Origin of the sequence: Streptomyces pilosus (assembly GCF_014649835.1) — a bacterium.
In the GTDB taxonomy this organism is placed as follows: domain Bacteria; phylum Actinomycetota; class Actinomycetes; order Streptomycetales; family Streptomycetaceae; genus Streptomyces; species Streptomyces pilosus.
This window is the reverse complement of record NZ_BMTU01000001.1, coordinates 579,935-594,425: the sequence shown is the minus strand read 5'-3', so window position 1 is coordinate 594,425 and position 14,491 is coordinate 579,935. Positions and strand designations below refer to the sequence as shown.

Genomic DNA, 14,491 nt, shown 5'->3' with positions numbered 1-14,491 from the left:
GGTGGGGATATCCCCCGGGGAAACCCCGGAGGCCGCCGCGGGGGCCCGCGGGACCTCGCGATACGGGTTTGCCGGACCGCGCCCGGGGCCATGTAGGCTGTCGACTCGACCTGGGCACGCGGCCCGGGCCTCGGGTGCGTAGCTCAGGGGTAGAGCGCCTGCCTTACAAGCAGGATGTCGGCGGTTCGAAACCGTCCGCGCCCACCGTGACCGACGGCCTCCGGAGACTGTGTCCCGGAGGCCGTCGTCGTGTGTCTACGCGGAGCTCCCCGCGTCCCCTTCCGCGCCCTCGTCCCTCTCCTCGTGGACGTGCTTGAGCCGGCTGCGGGCAGTGACCCGGTCGGAGCCGCCGACGGCGTCCCAGTAGCGGTGGCCGCTGACGAAGACCGCGAGTTCGTGCTCGCGCCGGCGGAGCTTCTCCACCTCGGCCTGTTCGTCCTCGGTCCAGCCCGGGGAGGCGGGACGCTCGATCCTGCGCCAGCCGTTGTCGTCACTGAACCCGTCGAGGGGTTCGACCGACCAGGGGAGCCGCTTCAGCAGGGCCGACAACTCGGCCCTGACCTGATGCAGTTCCTCCTGACCGGCGAGGAGGTCACTCGGAAAGTCATAGGTCGCAGCCACAGTCCAATCATACGCATGTTCGATTTTGGGTGGCGAGTCGAGACGGGGTCCCCGGCGGTGATTCATCCGTTCGAGCGCACACCCGGGCCCCGCGCGTCAGACTGGGGGCATGTGCCGGAGTATCAAGACGCTGCGTCCGCCCGTCCTGCCCGAGGAGGCGACGGAGGAGGAGATCAGGGCCGCGGCCCTGCAGTACGTGAGGAAGGTGTCCGGCTTCCGCGCACCGGCGGCGCACAACCGCGAGGTGTTCGAACGGGCGGTGGACGCGATCGCCGAGGCGACCGCCGAACTGCTCGACGGACTGGAGGTTCGGGGAGCCACCGCGCGGCAGGCGGCGGGGTAGGCGCGCTCCTCGTACGCCGGAGGGGCCGGGGATCCCCGGCAATCGTTCGCCAGGTCCTCGGCCCCTTTGCGTGTCCGCCCGTTCCGCGTCAGGAGGCCGGCATCAGCACCGTGTCGATGATGTGGACGGTCGCGTTGGCCGTCCTCACGTTGCCGCAGACCACCTTGGCGGAGTCGCCGACGGTGTAGGACCCGGCCGAGCCGGACGTGGTGAGCTTCGACTTCTCCAGCGTCTCGAAGGAGCCGTTCTCCAGGTCCTGCGGCGTCAGCCGCTGACCCACGACGTGGTAGGTGAGGATCTTCGTCAGCTGCTCCTTGTCGTTCAGGACCTTGTCCAGCGTGGCCTTCGGGATCTTGGCGAAGGCGTCGTCGGTCGGCGCGAAGACGGTGATGTCCTGGGCGTTGTTCAGGGTGTCCACCAGGCCGGCCTTCTGCACGGCGGAGACCAGGGTGGACAGGGCGGGGTTGTGGGAGGCCGCGGTGGCCACCGGGTCCTTCGCCATGCCGTCGAAGGAGCCCGCGCCGTCCTCCGGCACCGTCGAGCAGGCCGGGCCGAACGGCTCGTCCGCGGCGGCGCCGCTGCCCGTGCCCCCGTCGGCGGCCGGTGCCGACGCGGAGGCCTTCGGCGAGTCGGCGGAACCGGCGGAGTCACTGCCGCTGTCGGAACAGGCGCTCAGCGACAGGGGCAGGACGACCGCGGCGGCCAGTGTGACGGCGGTGCGGCGGATGCGTGCATTCATGGTGGTTTCTCCTGGGGGTGAGGGCAGCAGGCTGCGTTCGACGGGGTGGGGGGAAGTGGCTTGGGGTGGCTCGGCGGGTCAGTCGACGGTCACGACCACGGAGTGCCGTCCGTCGGCGCCGTCGGGGACGGTGCGGGTGCGGCGGTCGGGCTGCACCCGGCCGGTGCGGTCGGTCGCGCGCACCGTCAGGGTGTGGCCGCCCCTGGTGGCCTGCCAGGGGAAGGACCACTGGCGCCAGGTGTCGCGGCTGTGCTCGGCCGCGAGGTCGGCCGGCCGCCAGGGGCCGTCGTCGACACGGACCTCGACCGTGTCGACGCCGCGGTGCTGCGCCCAGGCGACCCCGGCGACCATGACCGTGCCGGCGCGCGGACGGGCGAACGGCTCGGGGGTGTCGATGCGCGACTGGGTCTTCACCGGCGCCCGCCGCGCCCAGCCGCGCTCGGCCCAGTAGGGGTCGTAGGAGTCGAACGTGGTCAGCTCGATCTCCTCGATCCACTTGCAGGCCGACACGAACCCGTACAGGCCCGGCACGATCATGCGGACGGGGAAGCCGTGCGCGAAGGGCAGCGGTTCGCCGTTCATGCCGATCGCGAGCAGCGCGTCACGGCCGTCCATGACGTCCTCGACCGGAGTGCCGAGGGCCATCCCGTCCACCGCGCGGGCCACCAGCTGGTCCGCCGGGCCGCCCTTCGACGGTGCCGTGACCCCGCAGTCGGCCAGCAGGTCGGCCAGCCGTACGCCGAGCCAGCGGGCGTTGCCCGCGTAGGGCCCGCCGACCTCGTTCGACACGCACGTCAGTGTGATGTCCCGCTCGACGAGTTCGCGCCGGAGCAGGTCGTCGAAGGTGAGGGTGCGGGGGCGCCGGACGCCCGCGCCGTGGACGCGCAGCCGCCAGCCCGCGACGTCGACCCTCGGCACCGTCAGGGCGGTGTCGACGCGGTAGAAGGAACGGCTGGGGGTGAAGAAGGGGCTCACTCCCGGGACACGGAGCAGGGCGCCCCTCGGCACGGCGGGCGCGGGCGAGTCCGGCGCCGGCAGGACGAGCCGGTCGCGGGAGGCGGCCGCGTCCCGGCTCCTCGTGCCGTTCAGGGCACGGCCCAGCGCACCGGCCCCGGCGGACGCGACGACGGCGGAGGACGCCAGGATCACGAAACCCCGGCGGTCCGGGACCGGGCCGCTCGCCGAGCCGGCCCCGGGGCCGTCCGGCGCGCCGGACGCGGCGCCCGGCGGCACGAGCCGGCCCGTGAGGACGTACAGCAGGACCGCGCCCGTGCACGCGCCCACCACGGAGGGCAGGGCGTCGGCCGGGCCGGCAGCGTCGGGCCTGCCGAGGGCCGCCACCGCGCCGATCGCTCCGCACAGCAGGACGCCGGCGGCGCCGGTGCGCCGGGAGCGCAGCGCGACCGTTCCCAGGGCCAGGGCGCAGAGTGTCAGGACGGCGAGGATGCCCAGTTGCAGGACCAGTTTGTCCTGGGAGCCGAAGCTCCTGATCGCCCAGTCCTTCACCGCCGCGGGTGTCCGGTCGATCGCCGCGCCTCCCACCACGAGGACGGGGCTCGCCTGCGGACGGACCGCCGCCGCGACCGGCTCCGCCGCGGCGAGCGCGGCGGAGCCCGCCACCACGCCGCTGAGCGCGCCGGCCAACTGCCGTGTCGTGCCGCGGAGATGACGTGGTTCCTGGTGTTCTTCGGTCACGTGGGGAATCCGGTTCCGCGGCCGGGGCGGATTGGTCGGGAACCGGATCGGGTGACATTTCCTCCCGGACCCGTCCGCGGCACGCCCGGCAACGGATGTCACCGCCGCGACCGTCCCGTGCGGGCCCGGGGGCACCGGTTGCCCGGTGCCGGGGCCGCGGGTGGGTCAGGCAGGGAAGGCGAGTACCGCGACGGGTGCGGAGGTGGGCCGTGCGGAGCCCCCGGCCGGTTCGACCGTGACCCCCATGCCCGACGCCCCGTCCACGGCGCCGCGCAGCAGGACCGCCTGATCGGCCCTGCCGGGGTCCATCAGCCCGGCCGGCCGCATGCCGGTACCGCCGTCGTCGAACCACAGCTGATAGACCTTGCCGCCCGGCGGACGCGGCATCCCGGACGCCATGAACACGGCCTCGTCCCTGCTCCGGGACACCACGACCGTGCCGGTGGAGCCGTCACCGAGCACGACGGTCCGCGTCCTGGCGTCCGGCGCGGCCAGCACGGCGGCGATCCCGCCGCTTGTCCGCTCGGCCCGGCGCGCCTCACGGAGCGCGTCCTCGGCCCGCTCGTACTGCCAGACCGCCCCGCCCAGCGCGGCGGCCGCCGCGAGGCAGGCGGCGAGTGTCCAACGGGAGAGCGGGCGGGCGCGCGGACGGCCCCGGACCGGGCCGGGGTCCGCGCGACCGCCCGGTGACTGCTGCCGGACGGTGGTGATCCGGCGCAGTACCCGCTCGCGCAGGGCGGCGGGGGGCGTCACCACGGTGCCCAGGCCCAGACGGGCCGCGGTGGCGGAGAGTTCGGCGGCCTCCTCGGCACAGGCCTCGCAGCCCGAGAGGTGACGCTCGAACGCGTCGCGTTCGTCGTCGGGCAGCGCGTGCAGGGCGTAGGCACCGGTCAGCCGGTGCGGATCGGCGGTGGTCACGCGGTCACCCCCAGGCAGTCGCGCAGACGGATGAGGCCGTCCCGGAGCCGGGTCTTCACCGTGCCCAGCGGAAGGGCCAGCGCCTCGGCGACCTGGCGGTAGGTCAGCCCGCGGTAGTAGGCGAGCGCCACGGCCTGGCGCTGGATCTCGGTCAGCGTGCGCAGGCAGCGGCGCACCTGCTCCCGCTCCAGCCGTGCCTCGACCTGCTCCGTCACCTCGTCGAACTCCGGCGTCCGGTCCAGCAGGGCGGCCTTGTGGTCGCGGGCCGCCGCCGCCTCCACCGACCGCACCCGGTCCACCGCGCGACGGTGGGCCAGCGTGAGGATCCAGTTGATGGCCGTCCCGAAGTCCGGGCGGTAACGGGGCGCGGTGCGCCACACCTCCACCAGGACCTCCTGGGCGACCTCCTCCGAGTGCGCCTGATCGCGCAGGACGGCACGCGCGACACCCAGCACGGGACCCGCCACCGCGTCGTAGACGGCGGCGAACGCCCTCTCGTCGCCCAGGGCCACGCGCCCCACCAGCTCCTGCAGATCCGGTTCGGACGAGGGATTTCTGCCGATCTGTACGGCTTCTCTCACAGCGGGGCCTCCGTGGTCAGGACATCTCCGGACGTAATCCGGTCCGGGCGCGGACGCGGATTGGTCCCCGTGAGGCCGGACACGCGAGGCCGGGACCGCCCGGCCGTCGAGGTGCCCGGGAGGCGTCGCGACGACCGCCCGCGGGCGGCCCCTACGAGGCTTCGGAAGGCCGGGGGTGCGGCCTCCGTCGCATCAGGAACCCCGCTCCCGCGCCCGCCGCGAACAGCGCGCCGACCGACACCGCCGTCGCCAGCCACGTCGCGCCCAGCCAGTGGGCTCCGAAGTAGCCGAGGGCCACGCTGTAGCCGGCCCAGGACAGTCCCGCCAGCGCGGACCAGGGCAGGAAGTCGCGGGCGCGGTGCCGTGCGGCGCCGGCGCCGAGGGAGACCACCGAGCGGCCGGCCGGGGCGAACCGGGCGAGGACGACCAGCGCGCCGCCGCCCCGTGCCAGTGCCGCACCGAGACGTTCCTGCGCGCCGGTCAGCCGCCGGGAGCGGGCGATGGCCCGGTCCAGGCGGGCGCCGCCGCGCCAGGCGAGGCGGTAGGCCACCAGGTCGCCGAGGACGGACGCGGTGGCCGCGCAGAGGGTCAGCGCCAGGATGTCGGGCACGTCGGTCGCCGTGCCGGCCGCGGCGGCGGTGGCCGCCGTGATCACCAGGACTCCGCTGGGCAGGACCGGGAGGAACACGTCGAGCAGGACCGACAGGGCCACCACCGCATAGATCCACGGGCTGCCGACCAGCGACCCCAGACTCTCCACCCGAACTCCCCGTAGCGCCCCCGTGGGCCAGATCCGGCCGTGCTGTCGCGGGGGCGGCAGGAGTGGCAGAAGTGTGGCCGATGACAGCCATACAGCGTACGCCCGGTAAGTGACAGGAAGGTCACGGGGGGTTCGCACGCCAGGGGTCCGGAGTCCGCCTCCCGGCCGGTGCGCCCCGGCGGGGCGGGAGTGCGGACGGGGTGCGGGACGGTGGTGCGGGACGGTGGTGCGGGACCGGGGTGCTGGGCGCCCTCCCTGCGTGTTCCACCGGAGGGCGCCGCGCGGTGGGTCAGGCGGTCACCGGGGTCTGCTCGGCCGTCCGCCGGCCGTCGGGGGAGGAGGAGCGCCGGGTGAACAGGCGGTCCAGGCCGAAGGCGCCGGAGCCGGTGAACACCAGCAGGAGCATGGCCCAGCAGTACATGGCGGCGCTCTCGCCGTTGTTTTCGATGGGCCACAGCGCGTCGGGCTGGTGGACCTTGAAGTACGCGTACGCCATGGCGCCGGACGAGAGGAACGCCGCGGCGCGCGTACCGAGGCCGAGCAGCACCAGCCCGCCGCAGACGAGTTCGATCACGGCCGCGTACCAGCCCGGCCAGGCGCCGGTGTCGACGGTGCCGCCGTCGCCGTCCACGCCGCCGAGCAGACCCAGCAGGGAGACGGCGCCGTGGCAGGCGAAGAGCAGGCCGACGACTATGCGGAACAGGCCCAGCACATAGGGCTGGGCGCTGTTGAGCCGTTCGGTCATGTGGGTTCTCCTTCGGTCAGGCCGGTCCCGCGGACGGGGCCGGTCCGGGGGGCGGAACCGAGTCGGATTCCCACGCTAGGAGCGCCGGATTCTTACTTGCAAGTTCAACATTCGGCCAGGGGTGGGAGCCGTTTCCGCTGCTCGAAACGCCCGCCGTCGCACGTCAGTACGGTCCCCATCCGGTCTCCTGACGTCCGGGGACTGACCGGATCCACCCCTCGCCGCACAGGCGCCTCACAGCTGCCTGCCGCCTCACCGGCTCAGCCGGGTCTCCGCGACCGTCCTCAGGCGCACACCGGTGCCCTCCCGCTGGGCGTGCTCCAGCCGCAGCACCGCCGAGCGCCCGTGGGCCGTCAGCGTCATGAGCTGGTTCCCGAACCAGGGTCCGCCCGTCTTGCGCCAGCCCACGGCGGGCCGGCCCAGGCCGCCGTGCCACGCGAAGACCCGTCCGAGCCCCCGGGCGACCGCGCTCCAGCCGAAGCGGAAGCCGAGCCTCATCGACTGCGGGATGGAGTTGTGCACCGGAGAGCAGGTCAGCTGCACCACCCGGGCGTCCGGTGCCGTGCCTCCCGGCCAGCGCGGCTCCGCGACGTAGGCGTGGTGGACGTCCCCGGAGAGCACGCACACCGTCGCCGGCGCCTCCGCGCCCGATCCCGCCTCGGCGATCAGCCCCGCCAGCTCGTCGAACGACTCCGGGAAGGCCGACCAGTGCTCCAGGTCCGCCGCGCGCCGCAGCTTCTCCCCGAACCGCGCCCAGCCCGGCCCCTTGTCGCCCCGGCACAGCGCGGAGCACCACGCCTCCGCGTCGTGCACCAGGTGGGGCAGCAGCCAGGGCAGGGAGGTGCCGATCAGCAGGTGGTCGTACGTGTCGCGTCCGTCGAGGGCCTGCTCGCGCAGCCAGGCGGCCTCGTCCGGGTCGAGCATGGCGCGCCGGCCCTCCTCCAGGACCCGGGCCGCGCGGCTGTCCACCATCACCATGCGCACCCGGCCGAAGTCGCGCCGGTAGCTCCAGCGCACCGCGGTCGCGTCCGCCTCGGCCTCGGAGGCGAAGGCGCGCAGCGCGTCGGTGCCGTCGGGCCGCTCCCGTACGGCCGCGTAGAGCGGGTCGGCCTCCAGGTCGGCGGGGGAGAGGTTGCCCAGGTGCTGGTGGACCCAGTACGACATCAGACCGCTGAGCACCCGCTCCCGCCACCACGAGGTGGCGCGCATGTCCTCGACCCAGGAGGCGGAGGTGTTCCAGTCGTCGATCACGTCGTGGTCGTCGAAGATCATGCAGGTGGGCACGGTGGAGAGCAGCCAGCGCACCTGCGGGTCGAGCCAGGACTCGTAGTAGAGGTGGGTGTACTCCTCGTAGTCCGCCACCTGGATGCCGGGCGGTTCCTTCAGGTCGCGGCGGCCGGCCAGCCACTTCTGCGTGGCGTCGGAGGTCTCGTCGGCGTAGACCTGGTCGCCGAGGAGCAGCAGCACGTCGGGCCGTTCGCCGGACGGGTCGGCGGCGATGCGCTTGGCCAGGGCGTCGAGCGCGTCGGGCCCCACCGGGTCGGGCTCCCCGGTGGGCGGGGAGGCCCAGCGGCAGGAGCCGAAGGCGACGCGCGTCCGGTCGCCGGGGCCCGGCGTGGCGATCACGGAGGGCGGGAACGACGGGAAGGGGTCCTGGGGCAGCGGCCACACCCGGGTGCCGTCGAGGAAGACCTCGTAGGGGGTGGCCGTGCCCGGGGTGAGACCGGTGACCTGGACGAGCGCATAGTCGTGCCCGGCGATCCGGAAGGTGCCCGCCTTCCCGCCGGGCCCTCCCTCGCAGCGCACCTCCACGGTGCCCGGGTGCTCGCTCTCGACCCAGACGGTCGCGGACGAGCCGTCGACGTACCTCAGCAGTGGTCCGAGCCGCAGTCCGGCCATGGGTGAACCCCTTCCTCCGTCGCTCCGTACGGTACGCAGCGACGGAGGCCGGCGGCGAGATGTGCGCGCCCGGCGGTCCGCCGCGTGCCTCAGCAGTTGGCCAGGTACCCCTGCAGCGCGGATTTCTCCGCCGAGTCGACCGACAGGTCGTAGTGGTACTTCACCTGCACCCACGCGCGGACGTACGTGCAGCGGTAGGCGGTGCGCGACGGCATCCAGGTGGCGGGGTCCTGGTCGCCCTTGGACTGGTTGACGTTGTCGGTGACGGCGAGCAGCTGCGGGCGGGTGCGGTCGTTGGCGAAGGCCTGGCGCTGCGCGGTGGTCCAGGAGCCGGCGCCGGAGTCCCAGGCCTCGGCGAGCGGCACCAGGTGGTCGATGTCCACGTCGGAGGCGGCGGACCAGGTGGCGCCGTCGTACGGGGAGTACCAGCTGCCGCTGGTGGCGGCGCAGGAGGAGTCGGTGACGACGTTCGTGCCGTCCCGCTTGAGGATCGTCTCGCGGGTGTTGCAGGTGCCGCTGACGGTGATCCAGTGCGGGAACAGGTCGCGGTTGTAACCGGTGCGGTTCTCGGTGCGCACGTCCAGGGAGGACAGGTAGCCGCGGGCGGTGGCGGCGCTGACCGGGGTGGGGAGGGCGGCGGAGGCGGCCGGGGCGTGGAACAGGCCGACGGAGGCGATGACTCCGGTGAGCGCCGCGGCTATGCTGAGCCGTCGACGCGCGTAGAACTTCGACATGCGAACTCCCTTGTGAGGTGGGGCGGTCGGCGTGCGGGCAGGGGAATGCTCGCGGCGCCGTGTTGCCGGGAGGGGTGGACCGGGTAAGAAGCTAATGACGCGTTCATGACACGTCTATGGGTCGGGTGTGAAGTTTCCGCGTACGAGGCCGGGGCGGGCCTCGCGTACCATGGACGGCGCAGAAGGGGAGTAGCTCTTCGCCGGACCGTCGACACACTGCTCAGCACGCCTGAGCCGGCGCCCGGAGGCGGACCCGCGGCGCGGGCCCCGCCAGCGAGACCTTCGGCAAGCAGTGCACGCCCGTGCCCCCTCGGCGCGGGTGCCGTGTGCGCTGCCGTGCCGAGGTGTCCCGTGAAATCGCGCAGCACTCTCGGTGGGGCAGCCCCGACCGATTGAGGAACCGTTGATCAGCCTGACCGTGACGGCCGTCGTCTTCGGCGTCGTCTTCCTCGCCGAACTGCCGGACAAGACCGCCCTCGCCGGTCTCGTCCTCGGCACCCGCTACCGCGCCTCGTACGTCTTCGCCGGTGTCGCCGCCGCCTTCGCCGTGCACGTCGCCCTCGCCGTGGCGGCCGGCAGCGTCCTCACCCTGCTGCCGCAGCAGATCGTGCACGCCGTCACGGGCGCGCTGTTCCTGGGCGGCGCGGCGGTGCTGCTGCTCAAGAAGGACGACGACGAGGAGGAGATCCGCAAGCCGGAGGACCAGAGCTTCTGGAAGGTCTCCGGGGCGGGCTTCATGCTGATCCTCGTCGCCGAGTTCGGCGATCTGACGCAGATCATGACGGCCAACCTCGCCGCCCGCTACGACGACCCGCTCTCCGTGGGACTGGGCGCGGTGCTCGCGCTGTGGTCGGTGGCGGGACTCGGCATCGTCGGCGGGAAGGCGCTGATGAAGCGGGTCCCGCTGAAGCTGATCACGCGGATCGCGGCGCTGCTGATGCTGGGCCTCGGCGTGTGGAGCCTGTGGGAGGCGGTGACCGCCTGACGCCCGCCGCGGCCGCCCCGCGGGGCGGCCGCGGGCCGACGTGTCGGTGAACGCTCGGTGAACCCGCTGGCGGGATGCGGGGTGGATTTTGTACCGTGGATGAACAAAGTGGCTCCCGCCCGTTTTCCCTGACCGGCGGGCGGGGCCGCCTTGGTCCCCTCGACCGGACCCCTCGCGCTCTGGAGCTGCCGATGACGGCCACCGCCGTACTCACCGCCCGCGCCCTCCTGCTGGACATGGACGGCACCCTCGTCAACTCGGACGCCTCGGTCGAGCGCGTCTGGCGGCGCTGGGCCGACCGCAACGGGCTCGACGGCGACGAGGTCATGAAGGTCGTGCACGGGCGCCAGGGCTACGCCTCGATGGCCCTGCTGCTGCCCGACCGCCCCATGGAGCAGAACCACGCCGACAACGCCCGCATGCTGGCCGAGGAGACCGCCGACACCGAGGGCGTCGTCCAGGTGCCGGGCGCCCGCGACTTCCTCGCCTCCCTCCAGGGCCTGCCGCACGCCCTGGTGACCTCCGCCGACGTCGCCCTGTCGACGGCGCGGATGGCCGCCGCCGGGCTGACGCAGCCGGACGTCCGGGTGACGGCGGAGTCCGTCGGCGCGAGCAAGCCCCACCCCGAGGGCTTCCTGAAGGGCGCGGCCGAACTGGGCGTCGACCCGGCCGACTGCGTGGTCTTCGAGGACTCCGGCGCGGGCATCGCCGCCGGCCGCGCGGCCGGCATGCGCGTGGTGGGCATCGGCCCCCGCGCCGCCTTCCACGCCCCGGACGTGGTCGTCCGCGACCTGACCCGGGTACGGGTCGAGCCGAACCCGGACGGCACGATCAGCCTGCACGTCACGGCATAGCCGGCGTCTCGGCGCGGTGGGCCCGCCGTGCCCGCCGTGCCCGTGCCCGTGCCCGTGCCCGTCCCGGTGTCCGTCGTGGACGGTGGGGCGTCCGGGTGGCCGCCGGCTCCCCGCCGCGCCGGACCCGCGCGCCGTGCGGGCGCGGCCCGGTGTCGCGCCGTTCCCGTGCGGGGAGGTCCCCGGGCGTGGGCGCCCGGGCCGCCCGCGGGAACCGCGGCTCGCGGCTGCCGCGCCGGCGTGCGCGCCTCAGCGGTTCCCGGGCCCCGTGCTCACGGCTCGCGGGTCTCCGACTCCAGGCGGGAGCGGGTCTGGGGGCCGTAGACGCCCAGCTCCTCGCGGACGCCGCGGGACCACTGGTAGTTGCGCAGGGCCTCTTCGACGCGGCGGGTGAACTGGCCGTTGATGTCGTCGTTGTACAGGTACAGCTGGTTCAGGCGCCGCTGGAGTTCGGTGACCTCCGGGCCGCGGTCGCCGCGGCGCAGCACCGGGACGAAGCCGGCGTCGTCGTCCTCGCCGGACTCCTCGGAGGAGTCAGCGGACGGGGAGGCGCTCGTCGGGGTCGGGGACGGTTCGGCCGGTGCCGACGGGGTCGGCGAGGCGCTGGACGCCGAGGGCGACGGCGAGGCCGAGTCGCTCGCGCTCGCGGACGGGGAGTCCGACGGGGAGGCGGACGACGTCGGCGAGGCGGACGAGGCGGTGGCCGTCGGCTCCTCGGACGGCGCGCCGGACGACGGGTCCGGGACGCTCGCCCGCACCTCCTCCGGCGCCGCGCCGTCACGGGACGGCGTCTCGTACGTGAACATCCCGCTCGCCCACCCCGCGGCCCCGACCACGAGGACGACGGCGCCGGCGACCGCGAACATCGCCCCCCGCCGACGCCTGCGCGGCGGTGTCCCGTCCTCCTCCGGCGCGGCGTGCCCGGCCGGCACGGGCGCGATCGGCTGCGTGGCGTCGAACAGGTCCAGGTCCGTGGCGCTCGGCCGTGTCGTCGCCGGCCCGAGGGGCGTCGGCAGCGCCGACGTCGCGTCCGTCCCGCCGGGTGCCGCCGCCTCCGGCGGGACGGCGCGCAACGGCATCGTCTCGTCGGGCGCCCCCGCGGCGCCGGGCCCGGCCGGGCCGGCGCCCGCCGGCGGGGCCGCGCCCGGGTGCACGCGGGCCCCGTCCGGCGTACCGCGCCCGCTCTCGCCCTCCAGCTCGACATACGGCCGGATGCGCAGGGGATCGAAGTCCTCCGCCGCCGCGGCCTCGGCCGTGCGCGCGTCGCGGAGGGCGTCGGACGCACGCAGCGTGCAGGCACAGGAAGGCGTGCTGTCCCTGTTCCTGGGCGCACCGCACTCCGGGCACGGGTTCTTCCTCGGCTGTTCCACGTGTGGTCCCTCCCCTCGCGAACTCCAAGGATTATGCAGATCTTCTTCACAGGCCGGTCCGCGCGCCCCCGGAATGCGAGCTTCCGGCAGGACTCGACAGGCCATAACGGGTCACACCGATCACGATGGACGGGAAACGAGAAACCCGTGGAGGTCCGTATGGCCGGCGACGCGCACGGTACGGCGCCGAGGACGAGCGACAGGCAGCCCGCACACCGCGCCGGACCGCCGGCCGCCGGCGACGGCGACCGGGAGCACGTGTCCGGCAACGTCCTCGTCTCGATCGGCGCCCTGCTGCTCGGCCTGCTGCTCGCCGCCCTCGACCAGACCATCGTCTCCACCGCCCTGCCCACCATCGTCAGCGACCTCGGCGGCCTGGAGCACCTCTCCTGGGTGGTCACCGCCTATCTGCTGGCCTCCACCGCCGCGACCCCCCTGTGGGGCAAGCTCGGCGACCAGTACGGACGCAAACGCCTCTTCCAGCTCGCCATCGTGATCTTCCTGGTGGGTTCCGCGCTGTGCGGCGCCGCGCAGGACATGCCGCAGCTGATCGGGTTCCGCGCGCTCCAGGGGCTGGGCGGCGGCGGGCTGATCGTGCTGTCCATGGCGATCGTCGGCGACCTCGTGCCGCCCCGCGAACGCGGCCGCTACCAGGGCCTGTTCGGGGCCGTGTTCGGCGCGACCAGCGTGCTCGGACCGCTGCTCGGCGGAGTGCTCACCGAACACTGGAGCTGGCGCTGGGTGTTCTACATCAACGTCCCCGTCGGCATCGTCGCGCTCGCCGTGATCGCGGCGGTGCTGCACATCCCGCGCAGGTCCACCAAGCACGTCATCGACTACCTCGGCACCTTCCTCATCGCCTCCGTCGCCACCTGCCTGGTGCTGGTCGCCTCCCTCGGCGGCACCACCTGGGCCTGGGCCTCGCCCCAGATCATCGGGCTCGCGGTGCTCGGCGCCGTCCTCGCCGTCGCCTTCGTGGCCGTCGAGCGCCGGGCCGCCGAACCCGTACTGCCGCTGAAGCTGTTCCGCCTGCGCACCTTCACGCTCTCCGCCGTGATCAGCTTCATCGTCGGCTTCGCCATGTTCGGCGCGCTGACGTACCTGCCGACCTTCCTCCAGGTGGTCCACGGGATCACCCCCACCCTGTCCGGCGTGCACATGCTGCCGATGGTGGCGGGCATGCTGCTGTCCTCCACCGGCTCCGGGCAGATCGTCAGCCGCACCGGCCGCTGGAAGGTGTTCCCGATCGCGGGCACCGGCGTGACCGCCGTGGGCCTGCTGCTGCTCCACCAGCTCGACGCGCACAGCTCCACCGCGCTGATGAGCGTCTACTTCTTCGTGTTCGGCCTCGGGCTGGGCCTGGTGATGCAGGTCCTGGTGCTGATCGTGCAGAACGCCGTCTCCTACGAGGACCTCGGCGTCGCCACCTCCGGCGCGACGTTCTTCCGCTCCATCGGCGCCTCGTTCGGCGTCGCCGTCTTCGGCGCGCTCTTCGCGGGCCGCCTCGGCGACGAGCTCACGGCCGCCTTCCGCGACACGCCGCTCCCGCCCGGCGTCTCCACCGGGACGCTGGAGGCCGACCCGCGCGGCATCGCCGCCCTGCCGCCGTCCCTGCGGCCGCCGGCGCTCGACGCCTACTCCGTCGCCATCACCGACGTCTTCCTCTACGCCGTGCCCGTCGCCCTCCTCGGCTTCGCGCTGGCCTGGTTCCTCAAGGAGGACAAGCTGCGGGCCTCCGTGACCGCGCCCGACGTGACCGAGACGCTCGCCAGCAACCCCGTCGAGCGGTCCTCGTACGACGAGGTGTGCCGTGCGCTGTCGGTGCTCGGCACACGCGAGGGGCGGCGCGAGATCTACCAGAAGATCACCGACCGTGCGGGCTACGACCTGCTGCCCGCGGCGAGCTGGCTGCTGCTGCGGATGCGCCGGCACGGCTCGGTCGAACCGGCCCGGCTCGCCGAACGCAATCCCGTGCCGCTGAACGTCGTCCTGGAGGCCACCCGGCAGATCGAGATCCGGCACCTCGCCGTGCGCCGGGGTGTCGACATGGTGCTGACCGACGAGGGCCGCGAGGTGAGCGAACGCCTGGCTCGGGCCCGTGAGGAGTCCCTGGCCGAGCTGCTGGGCGACTGGTGGGGGCCGGACCGCCCGACCGACCTGGTGCAGCTGGTGCACGAGCTGAACGACGAGCTGTGCGGCTCACGCGGCGAACGCCCGCACGACGCGCGCGCGGCGGCCCCGCCCGGCTGA

Annotated in this window: 14 protein-coding genes and 1 tRNA gene; 5 read left to right on the top strand and 10 right to left on the bottom strand. The window is 73.9% G+C overall.

What is annotated here, in order from left to right; all coding sequences use genetic code 11:
* The first annotated feature begins 132 nt into the window (after positions 1 to 132).
* Positions 133 to 204 (top strand) — tRNA-Val (locus IE118_RS02750).
* A gap of 51 nt (positions 205 to 255) precedes the next feature.
* Here the strand turns inward: IE118_RS02750 and IE118_RS02745 are convergent.
* The gene (locus IE118_RS02745) at positions 256 to 621 is read right to left on the bottom strand and encodes a DUF8825 domain-containing protein (RefSeq protein WP_189555596.1); all 366 of its coding nucleotides are present in this window, start codon (positions 619 to 621) and stop codon (positions 256 to 258) included.
* Positions 622 to 730: 109 nt separating this feature from the next.
* Here IE118_RS02745 and IE118_RS02740 point away from each other — a divergent pair, with 109 nt between their 5' ends.
* On the top strand, positions 731 to 964 hold the full coding sequence (locus tag IE118_RS02740; protein ID WP_189555595.1) for a DUF2277 domain-containing protein: 234 nt from the start codon (positions 731 to 733) through the stop codon (positions 962 to 964).
* A gap of 88 nt (positions 965 to 1,052) precedes the next feature.
* On the opposite strand, the gene IE118_RS02735 is transcribed toward IE118_RS02740, so the two are convergent.
* The 8 genes from IE118_RS02735 to IE118_RS02700 form a co-directional block, all read right to left on the bottom strand.
* Positions 1,053 to 1,703, bottom strand: coding sequence for a fasciclin domain-containing protein (locus IE118_RS02735; RefSeq protein ID WP_189555594.1), 651 nt, complete (start codon positions 1,701 to 1,703; stop codon positions 1,053 to 1,055).
* A 78-nt stretch (positions 1,704 to 1,781) separates the two neighbouring features.
* Complete coding sequence (locus IE118_RS02730) at positions 1,782 to 3,398, bottom strand: molybdopterin-dependent oxidoreductase (protein ID WP_189555593.1); 1,617 nt, start codon at positions 3,396 to 3,398, stop codon at positions 1,782 to 1,784.
* A gap of 165 nt (positions 3,399 to 3,563) precedes the next feature.
* Complete coding sequence (locus IE118_RS02725) at positions 3,564 to 4,316, bottom strand: anti-sigma factor (RefSeq protein ID WP_189555592.1); 753 nt, start codon at positions 4,314 to 4,316, stop codon at positions 3,564 to 3,566.
* The gene (locus tag IE118_RS02720; protein ID WP_189555591.1) at positions 4,313 to 4,897 is read right to left on the bottom strand and encodes a sigma-70 family RNA polymerase sigma factor; all 585 of its coding nucleotides are present in this window, start codon (positions 4,895 to 4,897) and stop codon (positions 4,313 to 4,315) included. Before IE118_RS02720 ends, IE118_RS02725 begins: the two co-directional genes overlap by 4 nt.
* A 151-nt stretch (positions 4,898 to 5,048) precedes the next feature.
* A complete protein-coding gene (locus tag IE118_RS02715; protein WP_189555590.1) occupies positions 5,049 to 5,657 on the bottom strand; it encodes a DedA family protein in 609 nt (202 codons plus the stop codon).
* Between the two features lie 289 nt (positions 5,658 to 5,946).
* A complete protein-coding gene (locus tag IE118_RS02710; protein ID WP_189555589.1) occupies positions 5,947 to 6,402 on the bottom strand; it encodes a DoxX family protein in 456 nt (151 codons plus the stop codon).
* Positions 6,403 to 6,654: 252 nt separating this feature from the next.
* Complete coding sequence (locus IE118_RS02705; protein ID WP_189555588.1) at positions 6,655 to 8,301, bottom strand: alkaline phosphatase D family protein; 1,647 nt, start codon at positions 8,299 to 8,301, stop codon at positions 6,655 to 6,657.
* Positions 8,302 to 8,390: 89 nt separating this feature from the next.
* The gene (locus tag IE118_RS02700; RefSeq protein ID WP_189555587.1) at positions 8,391 to 9,035 is read right to left on the bottom strand and encodes an HNH endonuclease family protein; all 645 of its coding nucleotides are present in this window, start codon (positions 9,033 to 9,035) and stop codon (positions 8,391 to 8,393) included.
* A gap of 403 nt (positions 9,036 to 9,438) precedes the next feature.
* Here IE118_RS02700 and IE118_RS02695 point away from each other — a divergent pair, with 403 nt between their 5' ends.
* Both IE118_RS02695 and IE118_RS02690 read left to right on the top strand, forming a co-directional pair.
* The gene (locus IE118_RS02695) at positions 9,439 to 10,020 is read left to right on the top strand and encodes a TMEM165/GDT1 family protein (RefSeq protein WP_189555586.1); all 582 of its coding nucleotides are present in this window, start codon (positions 9,439 to 9,441) and stop codon (positions 10,018 to 10,020) included.
* Between the two features lie 191 nt (positions 10,021 to 10,211).
* The gene (locus IE118_RS02690) at positions 10,212 to 10,874 is read left to right on the top strand and encodes an HAD-IA family hydrolase (RefSeq protein WP_189555585.1); all 663 of its coding nucleotides are present in this window, start codon (positions 10,212 to 10,214) and stop codon (positions 10,872 to 10,874) included.
* Between the two features lie 269 nt (positions 10,875 to 11,143).
* Here the strand turns inward: IE118_RS02690 and IE118_RS02685 are convergent, their stop codons facing one another.
* Positions 11,144 to 12,241: a peptidoglycan-binding domain-containing protein gene (locus tag IE118_RS02685; RefSeq protein WP_229846643.1), complete on the bottom strand. Its 1,098-nt coding sequence runs from the start codon at positions 12,239 to 12,241 to the stop codon at positions 11,144 to 11,146.
* Positions 12,242 to 12,400: 159 nt separating this feature from the next.
* On the opposite strand from IE118_RS02685, the gene IE118_RS02680 reads away from it, so the two are divergent.
* Positions 12,401 to 14,491 (top strand): MDR family MFS transporter, encoded by a 2,091-nt coding sequence (locus tag IE118_RS02680; protein WP_189555583.1) that lies wholly within the window; start codon positions 12,401 to 12,403, stop codon positions 14,489 to 14,491.

Excerpts from the sequence above, each read along its gene's own strand:
- IE118_RS02740 (WP_189555595.1), top strand. The coding sequence starts at position 731 with ATGTGCCGGAGTATCAAGACGCTGCGTCCGCCCGTCCTGCCCGAGGAG.
- IE118_RS02735 (WP_189555594.1), bottom strand. The coding sequence starts at position 1,703 with ATGAATGCACGCATCCGCCGCACCGCCGTCACACTGGCCGCCGCGGTC.
- IE118_RS02710 (WP_189555589.1), bottom strand. The coding sequence starts at position 6,402 with ATGACCGAACGGCTCAACAGCGCCCAGCCCTATGTGCTGGGCCTGTTC.
- IE118_RS02705 (WP_189555588.1), bottom strand. The coding sequence starts at position 8,301 with ATGGCCGGACTGCGGCTCGGACCACTGCTGAGGTACGTCGACGGCTCG.
- IE118_RS02700 (WP_189555587.1), bottom strand. The coding sequence starts at position 9,035 with ATGTCGAAGTTCTACGCGCGTCGACGGCTCAGCATAGCCGCGGCGCTC.
- IE118_RS02690 (WP_189555585.1), top strand. The coding sequence starts at position 10,212 with ATGACGGCCACCGCCGTACTCACCGCCCGCGCCCTCCTGCTGGACATG.
- IE118_RS02680 (WP_189555583.1), top strand. The coding sequence starts at position 12,401 with ATGGCCGGCGACGCGCACGGTACGGCGCCGAGGACGAGCGACAGGCAG.